A 16,840-nucleotide genomic window follows, 5' to 3' on the forward strand; every position below is an offset into this window, starting at 1 on the left:
TTGCGCAAGTGGTTCGACCGTCACCCTGCGAAGTCACCGAGTTCGCCCACAGGTATCGCGCTGAACTCGACGACGCCCCGGACGCAACCTCTGAGCCAGCACTCGACGGTCCCGCTGCTCGACGGAGCGAAGGACACCGAACACAACGAAGCCGTCGTGCTCCAGCGCTACTGCGAGCATCAGGTCGCGGACGTCGTCGGTGCTGGGTGGTTGGCTGCCTATATGCAGCAGAAGCCGGCGGTCGACATCGATCTGATCATCGATCAGATCCGTGAACTACGTTCTGCCCCAGACGATTTCGACAAGATTACGCAACTCGAGAAGATCGAGTCACTCGATTCCGCACTGGCCGCAGCCCGGGCCCGCGTCATGGCCGACTTCGACCGGTCGCAGCGAGAAGAGCAGTGCCAGCAAGGCGTGAGGTCCAGGCAACGTGGACGCGGCATCGCCGACCAGATCGCGCTGGCGCGCCGCATCTCCCCCACCAAGGCATCGCGCGATCTCGCGATTGCCAGGGCACTGCGCACTTTGCGCTGCGACTGGCAGTGGCCTCCTGACTCAACTCGCCGAGGTGCCGCCCGGAGTCCACGTCCCACACCGCGGCCACGGCGGCGAATCCGCCGCACCGGAATGAGTCGGCGAGCAGAGAGGTCTGGATACCGTCGGTGGATGAAGAGCTACGACTTGGTGATCATCGGTAGCGGGCCCGCCGGGACGAGCGCCGCCACGTCCTACGTCGAGTCGGGAGGAACAGGCCGCGTCCTGCTGGTCTCGGCCGATCGCCGCCCGCCGTACCAGCGGCCACCCCTGACCAAGGATGTGCTTGCCGGGAGAAGCGATGTAGAGCCCACCCCGATCGAGGGAAGTCCGCTCCCCGACCAGGTGGAGGTCAGGCTCGGGACGACCGTGAGCGCTATCGACCTGGCAGCGCGCACCATTCGAGTCGGCGACGAACCGGTCGCGTTCGAACGACTCATCGTCGCCGTGGGAGCTCAACCGATCCCGTTCCCCGACACCGACGCTGACGCCGAGGTCCTGGTCCTGCGGTCGTTCGACGACGCCGAGCGCCTGGTCGCGTCGGCACAACGGGCGAGGTCGGCCGTCGTCATCGGTTCCGGTTTCATCGGTTGCGAGGCAGCAGCCTCGCTCGCAATTCGCGGGGTCGACACCACGCTCGTGACGCCGGAGCAGGCACCACAGATCGACCGGCTCGGCGAGTTCGCGGCCAGCCGTATTCACGAATGGCTCACCGGGCTCGGTGTCGAACTGCGTACGGGCGTTCAGGTGACCAAGGTGGCCGCGCCGTCGACCGTCCACTTGGACGACGGACACACCCTCTCTGTCGACCTGGTGCTCGCGGCCGTCGGTGTGACACCGGGCGGGGATCAGTTCACCGACTCGGGCCTGCAACTGCACGAAGGCCGCATCGTTGCCGATGACCACCTGCAGGTGGCGCCGGACGTCTGGGCGGCCGGCGACGTCGCACGCGCCCACCATGCGATCGCGGCCCGCCCGGTCCCGGTCGAACACTGGGGTGACGCCCTGGCGATGGGTGAGCTCGCCGGACGCAATGCGGCATCGGACGACGACGATCAGCAGCAATGGCGCGATGTGCCAGGGTTCTGGAGCACGATCGGTGACCACACGCTCAAGTACGCAGCGTGGGGCGACGGGCACGACAATGTCGAGGTCGTTGAGTCGCCGGGCGCCTACACCGTCTGGTACGCCGACGCCGAGGGCACCGTCGTCGGGGTGCTCACCTACAACAACGACGACGACTACGAGCGCGGTCAGATGGCCATCGAGGCAGCCGAATCACTGGATCAGGTGCGCGCCGGGGCCGTGCCCGCCACGGACGAACAAGAGTCGCCAAACGACGCGGACGGGTGATTGACGCTCGACTGCATATGACGCCGTGCCGATCCCACCCTTTCGGTACGCCCCCTGCGGTGTAGCACAGGTTTACCGTGACAATCTCCCCTGCCTGGAAGGTGCGCCGATGCCGTCTGCACAGCACGTCTCCGTCCGACTCACCGTCGACGGTCAGGAACACGAACTCGACCTAGACCCGCGCGTGAGTGTGCTGGACGCGCTGCGCGACCGGCTCGCGATCACGTCGGTGAAGAAGGGGTGCGACCACGGCCAGTGCGGCGCCTGCACTGTCCTGGTCGATGGACGTCGCATCGTCAGCTGCCTGACCCTTGCCGCGTCCTACGACGGTGCGGACGTCACCACGGCCGCCGGCCTCGGCACCGCCGACAATCTCGGCGACCTGCAGGCGGCCTTCGTCGATCGGGACGCCCTGCAGTGCGGGTATTGCACGCCGGGTCAGATCTGCTCTGCTGCAGGCATGTTCGCCGAAGCCCAGGCGGGGATGCCGTCCCATGTCACGAAGGATGTGAGCGACCTCGGCGAGGTGCGCCTGACGCCCGAAGAGATCGCCGAGCGGATGAGCGGCAACCTGTGCCGCTGCGGTGCGTACTGCCACATCCGTGAAGCCATCACGGACGTCGCGAAGGAACGGGGTCAGGCATGAAGGAGTTTGAGTACGTCCGGGCCGCAACGGTTTCCGATGCACTCTCGATGAGCGGCGCCGGTGACACGGCGTACCTCGCAGGCGGCACGAACCTCGTCGACCACCTACGGCTCGGCATCAAGCGTCCGGATCGGATCGTCGACATCAGCCGCCTCGACCTCGGCGGTGTCGAGGAAACCGCAGACGACGGCCTGCGCATCGGCGCGAACGTTCGCAATGCCGACCTTGCAGCGGATCCACTTGTGCGGCAGCGCTATCCGTTCGTGAGCGAGGCTCTTCTCGCGGGTGCTTCCGGCCAGATCCGTGCGATGGCTTCGACCGCCGGCAACCTGCTGCAGCGCACACGTTGCGTGTACTTCCAGGACACCACCACCCCGTGCAACAAGCGCGAACCCGGTGCGGGCTGCTCGGCGATCGACGGATTCGGCAAGTACAACGCGATCATCGGTCAGTCCGACCAGTGCGTCGCGGTGCACCCTTCCGACCTGTGTCTCCCCCTCGCCGCCCTCGATGCAGTCGTGCACGTGACAGGCTCGGACGGCGACCGCAAGATCCCGTTCGCCGATTTCCACCGTCTACCCGGCGACGACCCCTCTCGCGACACCAACCTCGTTCCGGCAGAACTCATCACCGGCATCGAGATCCCGCCGCTGCCTTGGGCAGTTCGCTCTCATTACCGCAAGGTGCGCGACCGGGCGTCGTACGCCTTCGCGCTGGTCTCCGTCGCCGCCGCGATCGACGTCTCCGGCGGTCAGGTGAACGATGTGCGTCTCGCACTCGGAGGTGTCGCCCACAAGCCCCACCGAGCGCGCACCGCAGAGGATCAGCTGCGTGGTGGGCCGGCGACCGCTGAGGCGTTCGAGGCGGCCATCGACGCCGAACTCGCTGCTGCACAAGTCGGATCGGAGAACGCCTACAAGATTCCGATGCTCCAGCGCACTGTCGTCGCGGTGTTGCAGGAACTGGTCGAAGGAGCAAACCGATGAGCATCTCCACGAGCACCGACGCACCGGCCCGCCCGCAGACCCGTCCGGACGAGACCGAGACTCCGGAGCGGACGAACGAGGCACGCGCCGGTCGCGAGAAGAGCGTCGGCACCCCGGTACGACGGGTCGACGGCCCGTTGAAGGTCACCGGCACCGCGCCGTATGCGTACGAGCATGGCGTCGAGAATCCTTGTTACCTGTGGCCGGTGCCCGCGCCGATCACGAAGGGCAGGATCGTCCGCATCGACACAGACGCGGCGCGAGCCGTCCCCGGGGTACTGCACATCCTCACCCACGAGGACTCTCCTCGGCTCGCGGTGAAGTCCGACCCGGCACTGTGGATCCTGCAGGGACCCCAGATCGCCCATCGGGGACAGATCGTCGGTGGCGTCATCGCCGAGACTCCCGAGGCAGCCCGCGAGGCGGCCGAGTTGGTGGAGGTCATCTGCGAGGAGGAGCGGGCGAAGGTCGAGTTCGACCCGCACGACCCGGAGGCTGAGAGCCCGCGCATCGTGCTGATGAAGCGCGGCACGGAGAGCAAGGGTGACCTGGACGAAGGGTGGCGCGAAGCCGTCCACCGGATCGATCAGGAGTATGCGAACCCCACGCACTTCCATGCCCAGATGGAGCCGCACGCGGTGATCGCCGTCTGGCACGACGTCGATGGCTTCGACCCGCGAGCCACTCGCCTGACTCTGTTCGACACCAATCAGGGCCCGATCATCCACCGTGCCCTGCTGCCGCCGTTGCTGGGCCTGCTGCCGAATCAGCTCGAGGTCATCTCGCCGTACGTCGGCGGCGGGTTCGGCGGCAAGGCCTTCCCGCACCCGCACATCGCCCTTGCCGCGATGGCCGCGAAAGTGATCAGCCCGCGCCCGGTGAAGCTTGCGCTGACCCGACAGCAGATGTTCCAGAGCGTCGGCCACCGCCCCGAAGCCAGCCAGCGCATCCGGCTCGGCGCCGACCGCAACGGCCGGCTCACCGCGATCGAACACATCAGCACCCAGGCGGCGTCCCGCCTGAAGCGCAACGTCGACCAGTCGTGTTTCGCCACCCGGATGATGTACGCCACACCCAACCGCCGTACCGAGCACCGCGCGGTGATGCTCGACCTGCCGCCGGAGACGTGGATGCGCGCGCCGGGCGACTTCAACGGCATGTTCGCCCTCGAGACCGCGATGGACGAACTGGCACATCAGCTGGGCGTCGACCCGATCGAACTGCGGCTGAGGAACGAACCGGACGTGGACCCGGAGACCGAGAAGCCGTGGAGCACAAGAGCATTGGTCCCCGCACTCAAGCGCGGATCGGAACTTTTCGACTGGGGACGCCGCCAGGACCCGGGCACTCTGCGCGAAGGTGAGTGGCTGATCGGTATCGGGGTGGCGTCGACCTGCTTCCCGAACCAGCACGTCGCGAGCCTCTTCGCCCGGATCACCCACACCGGCGGCAAGTACGTGGTGCAGATGCAGGCGTCGGACATCGGCACCGGCGCACATACGGTGCTGCGCCAGATCGCGGCAGATGCCCTCGACGTACCTGTCGAACAGGTGGAGACCGACATCGGCCGCACCGGCACCCCGATGGCGATCATGGCCGGCGGTAGCCAGGGCACTTACGAGTGGGGAAACGCGATCGTCGCCGCCTGCGAGAAGTTGCGTCGCAAGCACGGCGACAACCCACCGGACGGCGCCTCCGCTCGCGCCCAGGGACGCCCGCCGCGGGGCGCGAGCAAGTACTCCCGGCACGCGTTCGGAGCCCAGTTCGCCGAGGTGGCCGTCAGTTCCGTCACCTCGGAGGTACGCGTGCGCCGACTGCTCGGCGTCTACGGAGCCGGCACCATCATCAATCCGCTGACCGCACGCAGCCAGATGGTCGGCGGCATGACGATGGCGCTCTCGGCGGCATTGTTCGAGGAGTCATACCACGATCCCCGATTCGGCAAGGTGATGAATCACGACCTGGCGAGCTACCACATCGCGGCCCACGCCGACATCGGCGAACTCGAGGTCGAGTTCCTGCCCGAGTACGACAAGTGGTTCGGCGCCAAGGGCTCGAAGGGCATCGGCGAGATGGCGATGGTCGGCACCCCGGCCGCGATCGGCAACGCGATCTTCAACGCAACCGGAATCCGCCTGCGGGACACGCCTTTCACTCCGGCTTCGCTCATCGAGGCGACCAGTTGAGCTCGCGCCACAGGTCACCGTGGTGATAGGCGCGATCGTGCTCGCCGCCGGTCGTGGCGAACGGATGGGAATGCCGAAGGCTCTGGTCCACGACGCCGACGGGTCGTGGCTGCAGCGCACGGTGGATGCGGTTCGAGCAGGTGGCTGCGACGACGTGGTCGCGGTCCTTGGTGCCGGAGCGGACGAGGCAGCCGCGCTGATACCCGAGGTGGATGTAGTGGTGGCTCAGCACTGGCAGGAAGGCATGGGCGCGTCGCTGCGTACAGGCCTGGACGCGTGCTCGACCCGAGATGTCGACGCTGCACTGATCACGCTCGTCGATCTGCCGGACGTCGACGCCCGCGTCGTCGCTCGGGTGCTGACCGCGGCCGCGACAGACCCACGCGATGTGCTTGTCCGGGCCACCTATGACGGCGTTCCGGGCCATCCCGTCATCATCGGACGGACCCACTGGGCGGCAGCCGCCGACGTGGCGACCGGTGATCAGGGTGCACGCGCGCTCTTCGTGTCCACCCCGCACAACCTGGTCGAGTGCGGCCACCTGGCGACCGGTCGGGACGTCGACACACCCGTCGACACACCCCAGGAGTTCGACCGTGCGTGACGTCCTGTCCGAATTGTTGCGGCGCTGGACCGCAGGTGAATCGGTTGCTGTCGCAACGGTGGTCGCAACGTGGCAGTCCGCCCCCAGACCGGCCGGTGCCACGATGCTCGTCGCGTCTGACGACCAGGTCACCGGCTCTGTGTCTGGTGGTTGCGTGGAGGGCGCGCTCTACGAACTCAGCCGCGAAGTACTCGGGTCGGGAACGCCGGTGCTACAGCGGTACGGGGTCAGTGACGACGACGCGTTCGCTGCGGGACTGACCTGTGGGGGAATCCTCGACGTTTTCGTCGAACGGCTCTCCCCCGCCTCCTTCCCCGAACTGGCAGAGGTCGCAGGCGACATCGAGGCACAACGCCCGGTCGCCACCGCGACGATCGTCGAACACGACGACCCCGATCGCGTCGGGCGACGCGTCATCCTGCGTCCGGCGGACGACGGATCTGCCTCTCACACAGGCACGCTCGGCTCGGACCGGGCCGACTCAGCGGTCGTGGACGATGCCCTCGGCATGCTGGCCGGGGGACGTTCCGACACCCTCGTCTACGGTCCGGACGGCCAACGTCGGGGCGAAGGAATGCGCGTCTTCGTGCAGTCCTTCGCCCCGAAGCCGCGCATGCTGGTCTTCGGCGCCATCGACTTCGCCGCAGCGGTCGCGCGGATGGGCAGCTTCCTGGGCTACCGGGTGACGGTCTGCGACGCACGCCCGGTCTTCGCCACGTCCACCAGGTTCCCCGACGCGGACGAAGTGGTCGTCGACTGGCCGCATCGCTACCTCACAGACCAGGCAGAGTCCGGAGCCGTCGATGAGCAGACGGTGATCGCCGTGCTCACACACGACCCGAAGTTCGATGTGCCTCTGCTGTCGGTCGCGCTCCGATTGCCGTCGGTCGCCTACATCGGTGCCATGGGTTCGCGCAGAACTCACGACGACCGGCTCGAGCGGCTACGCGAGGAAGGACTGTCCGATCAGGAACTGGCCCGCATGTCGAGCCCGATCGGCCTTGACCTCGGTGCGCGCACTCCGGAAGAGACTGCCGTGTCGATCGCGGCCGAGATCATCTCGCTGCGATGGGGTGGCGACGGCGGACGGTTGTCCGAGCGGGGCGGGCCGATCCACCATGACCGGCACTGACCGCGCCCCGATGAGTCAGCGGATCGTCGCCAGCATCGCGCCGACCCCGACGAAGAGACCGCCGAACAGCCGGTTCAACCGTCGCTGACCCCGAGCGCTGCGGGTGAGTCGTTGCAGGCCCCGCGCGGCAACGGCGAAGAAGAACCACATCACCAGCACGTCGATGACGACGACGGTCACACCGAGCACCGTGTACTGGGGCAGCAGCGCGCTCTCCGGCCGGATGAACTGCGGCATGAAGGCCAGAAAGAAGACGATCGCCTTGGGGTTGGTCAGATTGACCAACAAACCACGGCGCATCATCGACCAGCGCGGCTCGATCGCCTGCGCCCGATCGGTCTCTTCGGTGTCCGCCGTACGTGAACGCCATTGCCGCACACCGAGATACAACAGATAAGCAGCTCCCGCGTACCGAATGACGTCGAACATCAACGGCGACTCGGCGACGATGACCCCGACACCGGCGGCAACGATCGCGATGTGGATCACCAGGGCGATCTGTTGTCCGAGGATTCCCCAGATGGAACGACTCCACCCGGATGTCAGCGAGTTCGACATGGTGTTGATCGCTCCCGCACCGGGAGTGAACGAGATGAGAGCCCCGGCCGCCACCAGGGTCAGCCAGACCGACCACGACATGGGTCGAAGGATAGAGATAGTCGACGTGACCGCGCACCAGCGTTCACAGTGCTGAGACGACACGCGAGAATGCACGGGTGTCGGAACTGCGTGTGTCCCCCGGACCGGGTATCCCGGGCGGGTTGATCGTGCCGTCGGGCGAACTGCTCGAACGCTTCTCCCGCAGCTCAGGCCCGGGAGGTCAGGGCGTCAACACGACCGATTCTCGGGTGCAGCTGAGCTTGGACCTCGCAGCCAGTTCCGCCTTCAACGACCGGCAGCGCGAGCGCGTGCTGAGTCGTCTGTCGGAGCGACTCGTCGGCACGACGATCACCATCGACGCATCAGAACACCGTTCCCAGCGGCGCAACCGGACGGCGGCCAGACAACGACTGGCCGAGATTCTGCGCGAGGCACTCGCACCTGCTCCCCCGCAGCGTCGAGCCACACGTCCGACCCGTGGATCGCAGCGGCGGCGCCTGGCTGCGAAGCGTCGACGTGGCGAGATCAAGAACGACCGCGCCCGCCCCGCAGCGGACGACTGATTCAGTGACCGGCGATGATGCGCACCCAGTTCGCGCCGCGTCCGATACCTACCCTCGCAAGAACGGTCAGCCGGCCGTCGTCCTCCACGCGGGACAGCGCGGCGTCGGTGGACTTCTCCCCCACCGCGATCACGAACTGCCCGTCGTCCGTGGCGGCGAACCCACGCGGACGAGTCTCGGTCGGTGCGAAGTCCGCGACCTCGCCGAGGTGTCCAGCAGCATCCAATGCGACCGTCGCGAGGGTGGACGCGCTGCGCTCGGAGCCGATGATCCAGCGACCGGCACGGTGCACGTCCGCTCCCCACACCAGACCCTCCTGTGTGGGATCGGCGCCGAATCGACTGTGTTTCAAGCCTGCTGACGGATCGACGATGCTCACCGACTCCGCCGGGGCGAGCGAGCCGTCGGCGCCGACGTCATGGCGGATGACCTCACCGGAGAACTCGGTGATCAGGTAGGCGTTCTCGTCGTGGATGATCAGGTGGCGTGGTCCGCTGCCATCCGGTTGGGCGATGGTCGCCGGGTCGAGCGGGGTGAGCGTTCCGTCCTCACCCAGGTCGTACTGCGCGATCAGATCATCGCCCAGCGAGACGAAGTAGGCGTGTCCGCGATCGGGGACCACGCAATGCAGGTTCGCAAACTCGACGTGTGCGGTGGCTTCTCCCAGATCACCCTCGTTCCCGACCGGCCACACCTCACCGAAGCCACCGCCGTAGGACGCACCGAGCAGGAATGAACGCGATGCGTCCAAGGCGAGGTAGGTCATCGACGCGTCGACGTCGCGGCGGGAGACCGGGTGTAACTCACCGGTCGTGCGGTCGAGCTTCAACGTGACGATCCCCGCCGGCTCACCCTTGTACGCGGCGAAGACCAGATCGCGCGCGGCGTCGATCGCGAAGGTGCTGCACCCCTGCCCGGCCACCGAGGTCGCGATCACATCGAGCCGAGGTTCTTCGCGGCCCTCCATCCGCAGGGTCGAGATGGTGCCGTCGCCGGCGTTGGCGATCAGCACGAGATCATGGGCGAAGTCACTCATGTCTCAACTCTGACAGGTCAGCAGGGCCGGTCGATGCGGTAGTCGATCGGGGTGCAGTTGCCGTTGTTCGACTTCTCCGCCGAGCATGCGGTCAGGCCCACCACGAGATCCATCTCGGCGCGCAGCGTCAGTCGGTCGCCTGGCTTGGTGGGCGGCGGGTCGATGTGCAGTTCGCCGTCGAGGTCGGTCCATACGTCCATGAACACGTTCAGCGTCGTGGAGATGCGGTCGGACGAGATGTCGAACGCGTCGAACGCGCCGACGAGGTTCGCGAAGCAGCTCGGGTGTTCGGCACCCTCGAACTCCGGATAGAGCAGGTCGAACGTGTCCTGGCTGCACGGCGTGAGCGTCATGTCGTGCACACCGACAGTGTCCTCGACGATCGTCGCCATGACCCGAGAACGGTTGCTGTACAGGCGATCTCCCGGACCGACGTAGATCGAGTTCTTGTAGTCGGTGGTACGGCCGGTGGAGAACCACTCGTCGTGGTCGTCTGCACCGAAGGCGAAGAAGTCACTCACCTGTTCCCCGCACGGGTCAACGATCGTGAGCATCTCCCCCGCTCGCAGGACGAATCCGACACCTGTCTGTGGCGCGATGCGCTCGAAGCCGGGCGCCGGGGTGTGCGGCCCTCCGGCATACGACACGTGCGCGTCAGGGCTCGGGGTGCGCGGACGAACGTGCTGCGTCGTCATCGGGTCTCCTGGGGGACGAAGGGTGCGTGCCAGTCGGGTTCGACGGCGCGACCCGAGTACTGCCGTGCTTCGGAGGAGTCGCCATGGTCGACCGCCATCGGATTCACCGATCCTTGCAGGGCTCGATCGCGTGCCCTGATCAGGTCACGCATCCGTTCGAAGCCACCCTGCTCGCGAAGCAGCTCGAACTGCTCGTGCAGGTTGAACACCAGACAGGGCCTCGGCGCGCGACGCGCCACTCTGGAGGAGTTCGGGTGCAGCCCCACGACGAAGTACGCCACGCCGGCGTAGGAGAACGCGAAGTGAGCCGCATCCGGGTCGGCTCCGACGCCGCGCGCCCAGGGCAGGTCGTCCCCGTCGTGCAACTGCTGCAGCGTGCGCCAGAGCAGATCCTCGAAAGCACGTTCGTCGTCGATGACCGGTCCCTCGAAGATGGCAATGAAGGACTGGAACGGTCCGGTCGGATCCGCGGACCGTCCGTAGGCGGCAAGCGCCTCACCGAGGTTGCGGACACTGGCAGGATCTGCCAGTTCAGTCAGATGGACACTGGTGACGTTGTCCCGCCGGAAGACCGATCTCGCTCCCAGACAGGGATATTCGGGCTCCGCGACCATGTCGGCCAGATCTGTCAGTCGGTCTGATTCATGGGTCGTGGACATCGTGTGCACCTGCGCCTTCGAGTACGGTTCGGTCGCGTTCGACCGATGCGCCCGCCAGTCTGTCCCGCGCAGCACGTGATCTGAGCGATTGCATCCACCCCCCGTTGGGGTGAAATTCGCCGATCGCCGTCTTTCCGACAACCGCCAGCCCGTTTCAGCCACCCTGGGAGCCATACCGTCGAAGACGTTCCGGGTCATGCGTGCGACCACACGCACTTCGCTGACACGTCACGGCGAACGCTGCCGCGCGTTCAGGACCCACACTCCTCACAGTCAGGACGAGGTATGTCAGACCACGAACTGCCGGGAAACCCCCAGCACGACATCAAGTACACGGAGGGCCGAGCCGATCTCGACCAGCCCAACCCCACCAAGGACGTCGCCTCCGGTGAGGCCAAGTCCGTCGCGCAGGACGCCAAGTCGTCCGCGTCCGATGTTGCAGGCACCGCCCAGCAGCAGGCAGGTGAGGTCCTGCACGAGGCCACCGACCAGTTGAAGACGCTGATCGATCAGTTGAAGAGCGAGTTCGGCGGTCAGAGCTCCGGGCAGCAGCAGCGCCTGGCGAGCGGACTCACCTCTCTCGCAGACGAACTCGACGGAATGTCGAAGGGCAGCGAGCAGTCCGGCGTCGCGTCCGACCTGGCCCGTCAGGCGTCGACCCGGGCCCGGGACGCGGCCAACTGGATGGAGAACCGTGAGCCGGGCGACGTCGTCGATGAGGTCAAGCGCTTCGCTCGTCAGCGTCCGGGCACCTTCCTGGCCGCAGCCGCACTCGTGGGCTTGGTGGCCGGTCGGATGACCCGCGGCATCGCCGATGAGGCGCGCGACGACTCCGGTGACTCCTACGGCCAGGGCGGTCCGGGTCAGAACCGGTATGTCGCCGGTCGCCCGCAGTCGCACCAGCCCACCGGCTACGCACCGCCCGCAGGCCAGTACGGCATCGGCGAGCAGTACGCCGACAATGTGCACGACGCCCCGCAGTACGCCGAGTACGTCGAAGGTGTCCCCGGCTACCAGCCGGAGCAGTACGTCGACGGTGTTCGGGTCGAGCCCGGCCAGCAGTTCGGCAATGGCACGCCGCGTCGTCCGGAAGACCTGCGCTGATGTCAGTCGGTCCTGACAACGGCACCGGATCGCACGCTGCCGGCCAGGGTGCCGGCGGGTACGGGAGCGGATACGGAAACGGTCCTGCCGACTCCAACCGTCAGTACGAGAACGTGACTGACGCAATCCCGCCGGCCGAGCCGCTGCGTAGTGCACACGGCACGCATGAGAAAGGCGAGGTTTCCTCGATCGGCGCCATCATCGGCGAGATCACCGAGGATATGTCCACGCTCATGCGGCAGGAGGTCGCGCTCGCCAAGGCCGAAGTCCAGCAGTCCGCGTCTCAGGCCGGCAAGGGCGCGGGAATGCTCGCGGGTGCCGGCGCCGCCGTGCACTACGCGTTGTTCTTCCTGTCGATCGCCCTGTGGTGGGCGCTCGGAGATCTCATGGACAACCTCGGTTGGTCCGCGGTGATCGTCGCCCTCATCTGGGGTGTCATCGCCGCCATCCTCGCCTCGATGGGCAAGGGACAGCTCAAGAACGTCAAAGGAATGCCGCGCACCGTCGACACCGCCAAGCGGGTCCCCGATGCGCTCCAGGGAAATGAGGGGAACAACCGATGAGCAACAACGACCCGGAGCAGCTGCGTCAGGAAATCCAGCAGACGCGCTCCAACCTCAGTCAGAACGTCAACGCCCTTGGTGAGGCCGTGACGCCGGGCAACATCGCCCGCCGCCAGGTCGACAAGGTGACGGGCACCGCCGCCGGATTGAAGGACAAGGTCATGGGCACTGCAGAGGACTTCCGCGACGAGCACACCGGCAACGGTCCGGGCGTGGGCGATCGTGTCTCGCATGTCGGCGACCGCGCCGGTGAGCTTCCCCAGCAGGCAAAGCGCAAGGCCCAGGGCAACCCCCTGGCCGCTGGGCTCATCGCGTTGGGCGCAGGCTGGCTCGTCGGCTCGCTGATGCCGGCGTCGCAGAAGGAACGCGACCTGGCACAGCAGGCCAAGGAAAAGGCGCAGCCCGTCGTGTCCGAAGCGCAGTCTCTCGCGAAGGAGTCGGCTCAGAACCTCAAGGAGCCGGCGCAGGACGCAGTCGAAAGCGTCAAGCAGACCGCCCAGGACGCTGCCCAGACAGTGAAGTCCGAAGGCCAGCAGGCCGCTACGGACGTCAAGGACAGCGCCCAGGAGTCGAAGGACAACGTTCAACAGCACCAGCAGCGTGACGACACGTCGCTGACCTGATCGAACTCAGCCGAGACCGAGGGCCCGTCACTGCGAGGTGGTGGGCCCTCGGTGTCGTCAGGGCTGCCGTCATGGGCGACGCAGGGCAGCACGTCCGAGCACGCCGCCGGCGAGCACCAGGGCGCCGAGTGCGACCGCTTGCCAGGGCAGGGTGGCCACCAGCACGGCGCAGCCCGCCATGCCGAGGATGTTGAATGCACGCGGCCAACGCCGTTGTTTGCAAGGCTGACGAAAAGCGGATGCGTTGGTCACGAAGTAGTAGGTGAGCACCCCGAACGACGAGAAGCCGATGGCTCCCCGCAGGTCGGCGAGCAGCACCAGCAGCACCACGACGACCCCCACCGCGATCTGCGCGGCAGCAGGGACCTGGTGCCGCTCGTCGACCCTGGCGAAAGGACTCGGAAGATCACGCTCGCGCGCCATCGCGAGCATCGTCCGGGAAACCCCTGCGATCAGCGCGAGAAGCGCTCCCAGGCTGGCGGCAACGGCACCGCAACGCACGATCGGGCCGGCCCACGAGGCGCCGACGGCGTCCACCGCGCTCATCAACGGAGCATCCGCCGCAGCAAGGGATGACCCGAGCACCTTCACCGACACCACGCCGATCACCGCGTACAACGTGACCCCCACTGCGAAAGCGATGAGGATGGCGCGACCGATCATCTCCGGGCGGCGTACCTCCTCGGAGAGGGTCGCGATCCGCGCGTACCCGGCGAACGCGAAGAACAGCAGACCCGCTGCCTGGAGCACTCCGTAGGGCCCGGCGGACGCAAGGGCGGCGTTCGGCACGACGCTCTCACGGGTACCCACCAGCACCACGAAGAACACAAGCACCAGGACGGTGATGGGCACCAGCACCTTCGCGGCGACCGCAGTCCGGGTGATGCCCCGCAGGTTCAGAGCAGTGAGGGTCACTACGGCTACAGCGGCTGAAAGTCGTTGCAGCACTGAGGTGTCGGGGAAGAGGTAGTACGCGAACGTCATCGCCATCGCGGCACAGGACGCCGTCTTCCCGATGACGAAACCCCACCCTGCGACGAACCCCCACCAAGGCCCCAACACCTCGCGTCCGAACAGGTAGGTGCCGCCCGACGAGGGATACGCCGCGGCGAGCTGCGCCGACGCGACGGCGTTGCAGAAGGCGACGAAGGCCGCGATCGCGAGAGCGACCAGCAGCAGCGAACCTGCGGACGCGGCCGCGGGCGCGTACGCGGAGAACACACCGGCGCCGAGCATGGCCGACAGTCCGACGACCACCGCATCTGCCGTGCCCAAGCGCCGGGCAAGCGGTGCGGATGCCGTCATCGCACGCCTTCGACGCGATTGGTCCAAGGGACACTCACGGTACGAGGATGACGGAACCCGCGCCGTGGGGCCGCGCAATCACTCCTTGGGACGTGCCCGCTCGACGTCCGGGGTGCCGGCACCCTCATCGTCCTTGAGCGCGTCGATGTCCTGCACCACGCGCTTCTTCTCGGCCGAGTCGAGTTCGACACCGGCCTGGTCCAGGCCCTCGTCCAGCTTGTGTTCGATGCGGTCCTTATCGCCGCTGTATTCGTATGACGTCACGTCGTCGACGACGTTCTGCGCTGCATCGGTCGCAGCGTCCTGCTCGGAGTCGTTCGGCTTGCCGGTCTGGTCGGTCATGAGAACCTCCTCGGTAAGGGCGAACGGGAGTCCGCCCGGGTGCGGCCACGTTTGCATGTGGATGGCCGCCATACCACCCCCGATCAGGTGGAGGATCAGGTTTCCCGGGAAGGACGGCCGGTGACGCCGCTCACGCCGCGGTCACTCCCGACGTAACAGATCTGCAGTGAGCGGGCGCGCGAGCCCCGGCACCGTCAGCGCGGCGACGCCGATTGCGCCCATCGACGACGCTGCAGTCAGTCCGACCATTCGCGAGATCGGCAGGAAGCCGGTTGCCGAACCGAGCGCCAAGTAGGCGCGGCCCACAGCCGCACCGGCGAACACTGCGAGCAGAACGGCCACGAGTAGCGGAAGCAGCACACCCAAGAACTGCGCGTTCCGGATCATCGACACGGGGGTTCCCATCATGCGCAGCGAACTCACTCGCCGTCGTCGCTCCACCATGCGGTCGAGGACCGCCACGACAACAGTGAGCAGTCCCAGACTCATCACGACGCCGATCAGGAGCCACATCATCCGCTCGTACCCCTGCACCTTGTCGTAGTTCTGCCAGTCCGACACGGACGTCGGGACGTCGCCGTGCCTCAAGGAGTAGGCGTGCCTGCCCGCTGCCACGGACACGATGACCGAGTCGGGTGCGATGCCTGCGGCTTGCACCACCGACGGTGGAACCACCATCACGCTGCTGAGGTGACTCGTACCGTGCCCGCCCGGGCTCCAGTCCGGACCGTTCCCGCCCGCGACGACGTCCGGGAAACTGACTCGATGGCCGGCCGTCGGCGTCACCCGTATCGGTCGGTCGGCGAATCTCAGGGTCTTCGGAGTCATCGACGCAGTGCTACTGCCGTCGAGGATGGCTACCCAAGGCCGAACGTCCGAGCAGCCGGAGACCCGGGCGACTCGGCGCAGGGTTGCGCAGGACACAGCCATGCCTGCACCGTCCCAATGCGACCACGCCGGTGAGGCACCGGTCACCCCTGGCTGAGTTCTGACATGGGCGACGACAGGGGCCACGTTCGCTGCGCCCACGGACTCGAGTTGGGACGTCGGGTGCCGCAGCGTCCACTGGGCATCGACGTACTGCGGAGTGCGGGTGAAGATGGTGAAGGTGCTCAGTCCCACCGTGGCCACGAAGGTCGCGATGACGAGTCCTCCGATCGCTCGACCGGTTGCGGGCCGGTCCGCCCTCATCCTCGCGGCGGCGAAAGGCGCGGTGGTCCCGGGTAGGCGCTGTAGACCACGCCCGACCAGTTCGGTGAGAGCAGCGCCTGCGGCGACCAGTCCGACACCGCATCCGATGAGACCCACGAAGACCGGCCAGATGGCCGCGTCCTGAGGGTCGGCGTGGTCCGTGCGCCCGCCCCACAGGGCTGCCACCAGGCCGATCACGAACACCGTCAGACCCCAACGGGGGATCGATCGGGGTTGAACGGAACGGCTCTGCACCAGTGCTTGAGACGCTCCCCTGGCGGCGGGCCGCGCGGCGGTGAACGACGTCAGAGCGACGGTGAGCAACGCCGCAACCAGGATCAGTGCCCACGGAATCTCCGGTACCCGCTGGATCCAACCACGCCGCACTCCATGAAGCTCGATGGGCTCGCGAGTCAGGAGGTACGCAACAAGGCCGCCCGCCGTGCCCGGTGCGACCAGGGCTGCCGTTTCGGCCGCCGCGACCAAACCGGCACGCCCGGCCCCCAAGCCCATGAGCCGCAAGGCAGCCAACCGCCGATCTCGCGTCTCACTGCTCAACCGTGCGACTGTCGCGATGAGGACCACGACCGGCAGACCCATTGACGTGCAGAGCAAGCGGTAGGCGATCCGATCATCGCGGTCGACGTACTCCCCCACGCCGTGGACTGCCCCGGGGAAGTCCAGGCACAACGCAAGGACCCAGACACTCAACGCT

Annotated in this window: 17 protein-coding genes; 10 read left to right on the plus strand and 7 right to left on the minus strand. The window is 67.0% G+C overall.

The features are described from left to right. The 6 genes from MF407_RS07295 (at position 1) to MF407_RS07320 (ending at position 7,444) form a co-directional block, all read left to right on the plus strand. A complete protein-coding gene (locus MF407_RS07295) occupies positions 1 to 1,890 on the plus strand; it encodes an FAD-dependent oxidoreductase (RefSeq protein WP_239701882.1) in 1,890 nt (629 codons plus the stop codon). Between the two features lie 109 nt (positions 1,891 to 1,999). Further along, the gene (locus MF407_RS07300; protein ID WP_239701883.1) at positions 2,000 to 2,536 is read left to right on the plus strand and encodes a 2Fe-2S iron-sulfur cluster-binding protein; all 537 of its coding nucleotides are present in this window, start codon (positions 2,000 to 2,002) and stop codon (positions 2,534 to 2,536) included. Further along, positions 2,533 to 3,522: a xanthine dehydrogenase family protein subunit M gene (locus tag MF407_RS07305; RefSeq protein ID WP_129623824.1), complete on the plus strand. Its 990-nt coding sequence runs from the start codon at positions 2,533 to 2,535 to the stop codon at positions 3,520 to 3,522. The genes MF407_RS07300 and MF407_RS07305 overlap by 4 nt, the downstream gene beginning before the upstream one ends. Then, the gene (locus MF407_RS07310; protein WP_239701884.1) at positions 3,519 to 5,708 is read left to right on the plus strand and encodes a xanthine dehydrogenase family protein molybdopterin-binding subunit; all 2,190 of its coding nucleotides are present in this window, start codon (positions 3,519 to 3,521) and stop codon (positions 5,706 to 5,708) included. Before MF407_RS07305 ends, MF407_RS07310 begins: the two co-directional genes overlap by 4 nt. 22 nt (positions 5,709 to 5,730) lie before the next feature. After that, positions 5,731 to 6,312: a nucleotidyltransferase family protein gene (locus MF407_RS07315; RefSeq protein ID WP_239701885.1), complete on the plus strand. Its 582-nt coding sequence runs from the start codon at positions 5,731 to 5,733 to the stop codon at positions 6,310 to 6,312. Next, a complete protein-coding gene (locus MF407_RS07320) occupies positions 6,305 to 7,444 on the plus strand; it encodes an XdhC/CoxI family protein (protein ID WP_239701886.1) in 1,140 nt (379 codons plus the stop codon). The genes MF407_RS07315 and MF407_RS07320 overlap by 8 nt, the downstream gene beginning before the upstream one ends. Positions 7,445 to 7,459: 15 nt before the next feature. On the opposite strand, the gene MF407_RS07325 is transcribed toward MF407_RS07320, so the two are convergent. Continuing rightward, complete coding sequence (locus MF407_RS07325; protein WP_239701887.1) at positions 7,460 to 8,083, minus strand: LysE family transporter; 624 nt, start codon at positions 8,081 to 8,083, stop codon at positions 7,460 to 7,462. 77 nt (positions 8,084 to 8,160) lie between these two features. Between MF407_RS07325 and arfB the strand changes: the two genes are divergently transcribed. After that, a complete protein-coding gene (gene arfB / locus MF407_RS07330; protein WP_239701888.1) occupies positions 8,161 to 8,607 on the plus strand; it encodes an alternative ribosome rescue aminoacyl-tRNA hydrolase ArfB in 447 nt (148 codons plus the stop codon). 1 nt (position 8,608) lies between these two features. On the opposite strand, the gene MF407_RS07335 is transcribed toward arfB, so the two are convergent. The 3 genes from MF407_RS07335 to gntA are packed head-to-tail and all read right to left on the minus strand — an operon-like array spanning position 8,609 to position 10,997. Next, entirely contained in the window at positions 8,609 to 9,643 is a 1,035-nt protein-coding gene (locus MF407_RS07335) for a beta-propeller fold lactonase family protein (protein ID WP_239701889.1), read from the minus strand. A gap of 17 nt (positions 9,644 to 9,660) precedes the next feature. Next, entirely contained in the window at positions 9,661 to 10,338 is a 678-nt protein-coding gene (locus tag MF407_RS07340; RefSeq protein ID WP_239701890.1) for an urea carboxylase-associated family protein, read from the minus strand. Further along, positions 10,335 to 10,997 (minus strand): guanitoxin biosynthesis heme-dependent pre-guanitoxin N-hydroxylase GntA, encoded by a 663-nt coding sequence (gene gntA / locus MF407_RS07345; RefSeq protein WP_239701891.1) that lies wholly within the window; start codon positions 10,995 to 10,997, stop codon positions 10,335 to 10,337. The genes MF407_RS07340 and gntA overlap by 4 nt, the downstream gene beginning before the upstream one ends. A 285-nt stretch (positions 10,998 to 11,282) precedes the next feature. Here gntA and MF407_RS07350 point away from each other — a divergent pair, with 285 nt between their 5' ends. The 3 genes from MF407_RS07350 to MF407_RS07360 are packed head-to-tail and all read left to right on the plus strand — an operon-like array spanning position 11,283 to position 13,287. Next, a complete protein-coding gene (locus MF407_RS07350) occupies positions 11,283 to 12,101 on the plus strand; it encodes a hypothetical protein (RefSeq protein ID WP_239701892.1) in 819 nt (272 codons plus the stop codon). After that, a complete protein-coding gene (locus tag MF407_RS07355) occupies positions 12,101 to 12,664 on the plus strand; it encodes a phage holin family protein (protein ID WP_115921869.1) in 564 nt (187 codons plus the stop codon). Before MF407_RS07350 ends, MF407_RS07355 begins: the two co-directional genes overlap by 1 nt. Further along, positions 12,661 to 13,287, plus strand: coding sequence for a DUF3618 domain-containing protein (locus MF407_RS07360; RefSeq protein WP_239701893.1), 627 nt, complete (start codon positions 12,661 to 12,663; stop codon positions 13,285 to 13,287). The genes MF407_RS07355 and MF407_RS07360 overlap by 4 nt, the downstream gene beginning before the upstream one ends. Before the next feature lie 69 nt (positions 13,288 to 13,356). Here MF407_RS07360 and MF407_RS07365 read toward each other — a convergent pair whose 3' ends face one another. The 3 genes from MF407_RS07365 to MF407_RS07375 form a co-directional block, all read right to left on the minus strand. Continuing rightward, entirely contained in the window at positions 13,357 to 14,592 is a 1,236-nt protein-coding gene (locus MF407_RS07365; RefSeq protein WP_239701894.1) for an APC family permease, read from the minus strand. Between the two features lie 78 nt (positions 14,593 to 14,670). Next, positions 14,671 to 14,934, minus strand: coding sequence for a hypothetical protein (locus MF407_RS07370; RefSeq protein ID WP_141928519.1), 264 nt, complete (start codon positions 14,932 to 14,934; stop codon positions 14,671 to 14,673). Positions 14,935 to 15,075: 141 nt separating this feature from the next. Then, the gene (locus tag MF407_RS07375) at positions 15,076 to 16,836 is read right to left on the minus strand and encodes a hypothetical protein (RefSeq protein WP_239701895.1); all 1,761 of its coding nucleotides are present in this window, start codon (positions 16,834 to 16,836) and stop codon (positions 15,076 to 15,078) included. Between the last annotated feature and the right edge of the window lie 4 nt (positions 16,837 to 16,840).

This window comes from Yimella sp. NH-Cas1 (genome assembly GCF_022359705.1).
Taxonomy (GTDB): Bacteria; Actinomycetota; Actinomycetes; order Actinomycetales; family Dermatophilaceae; genus Yimella; species Yimella lutea.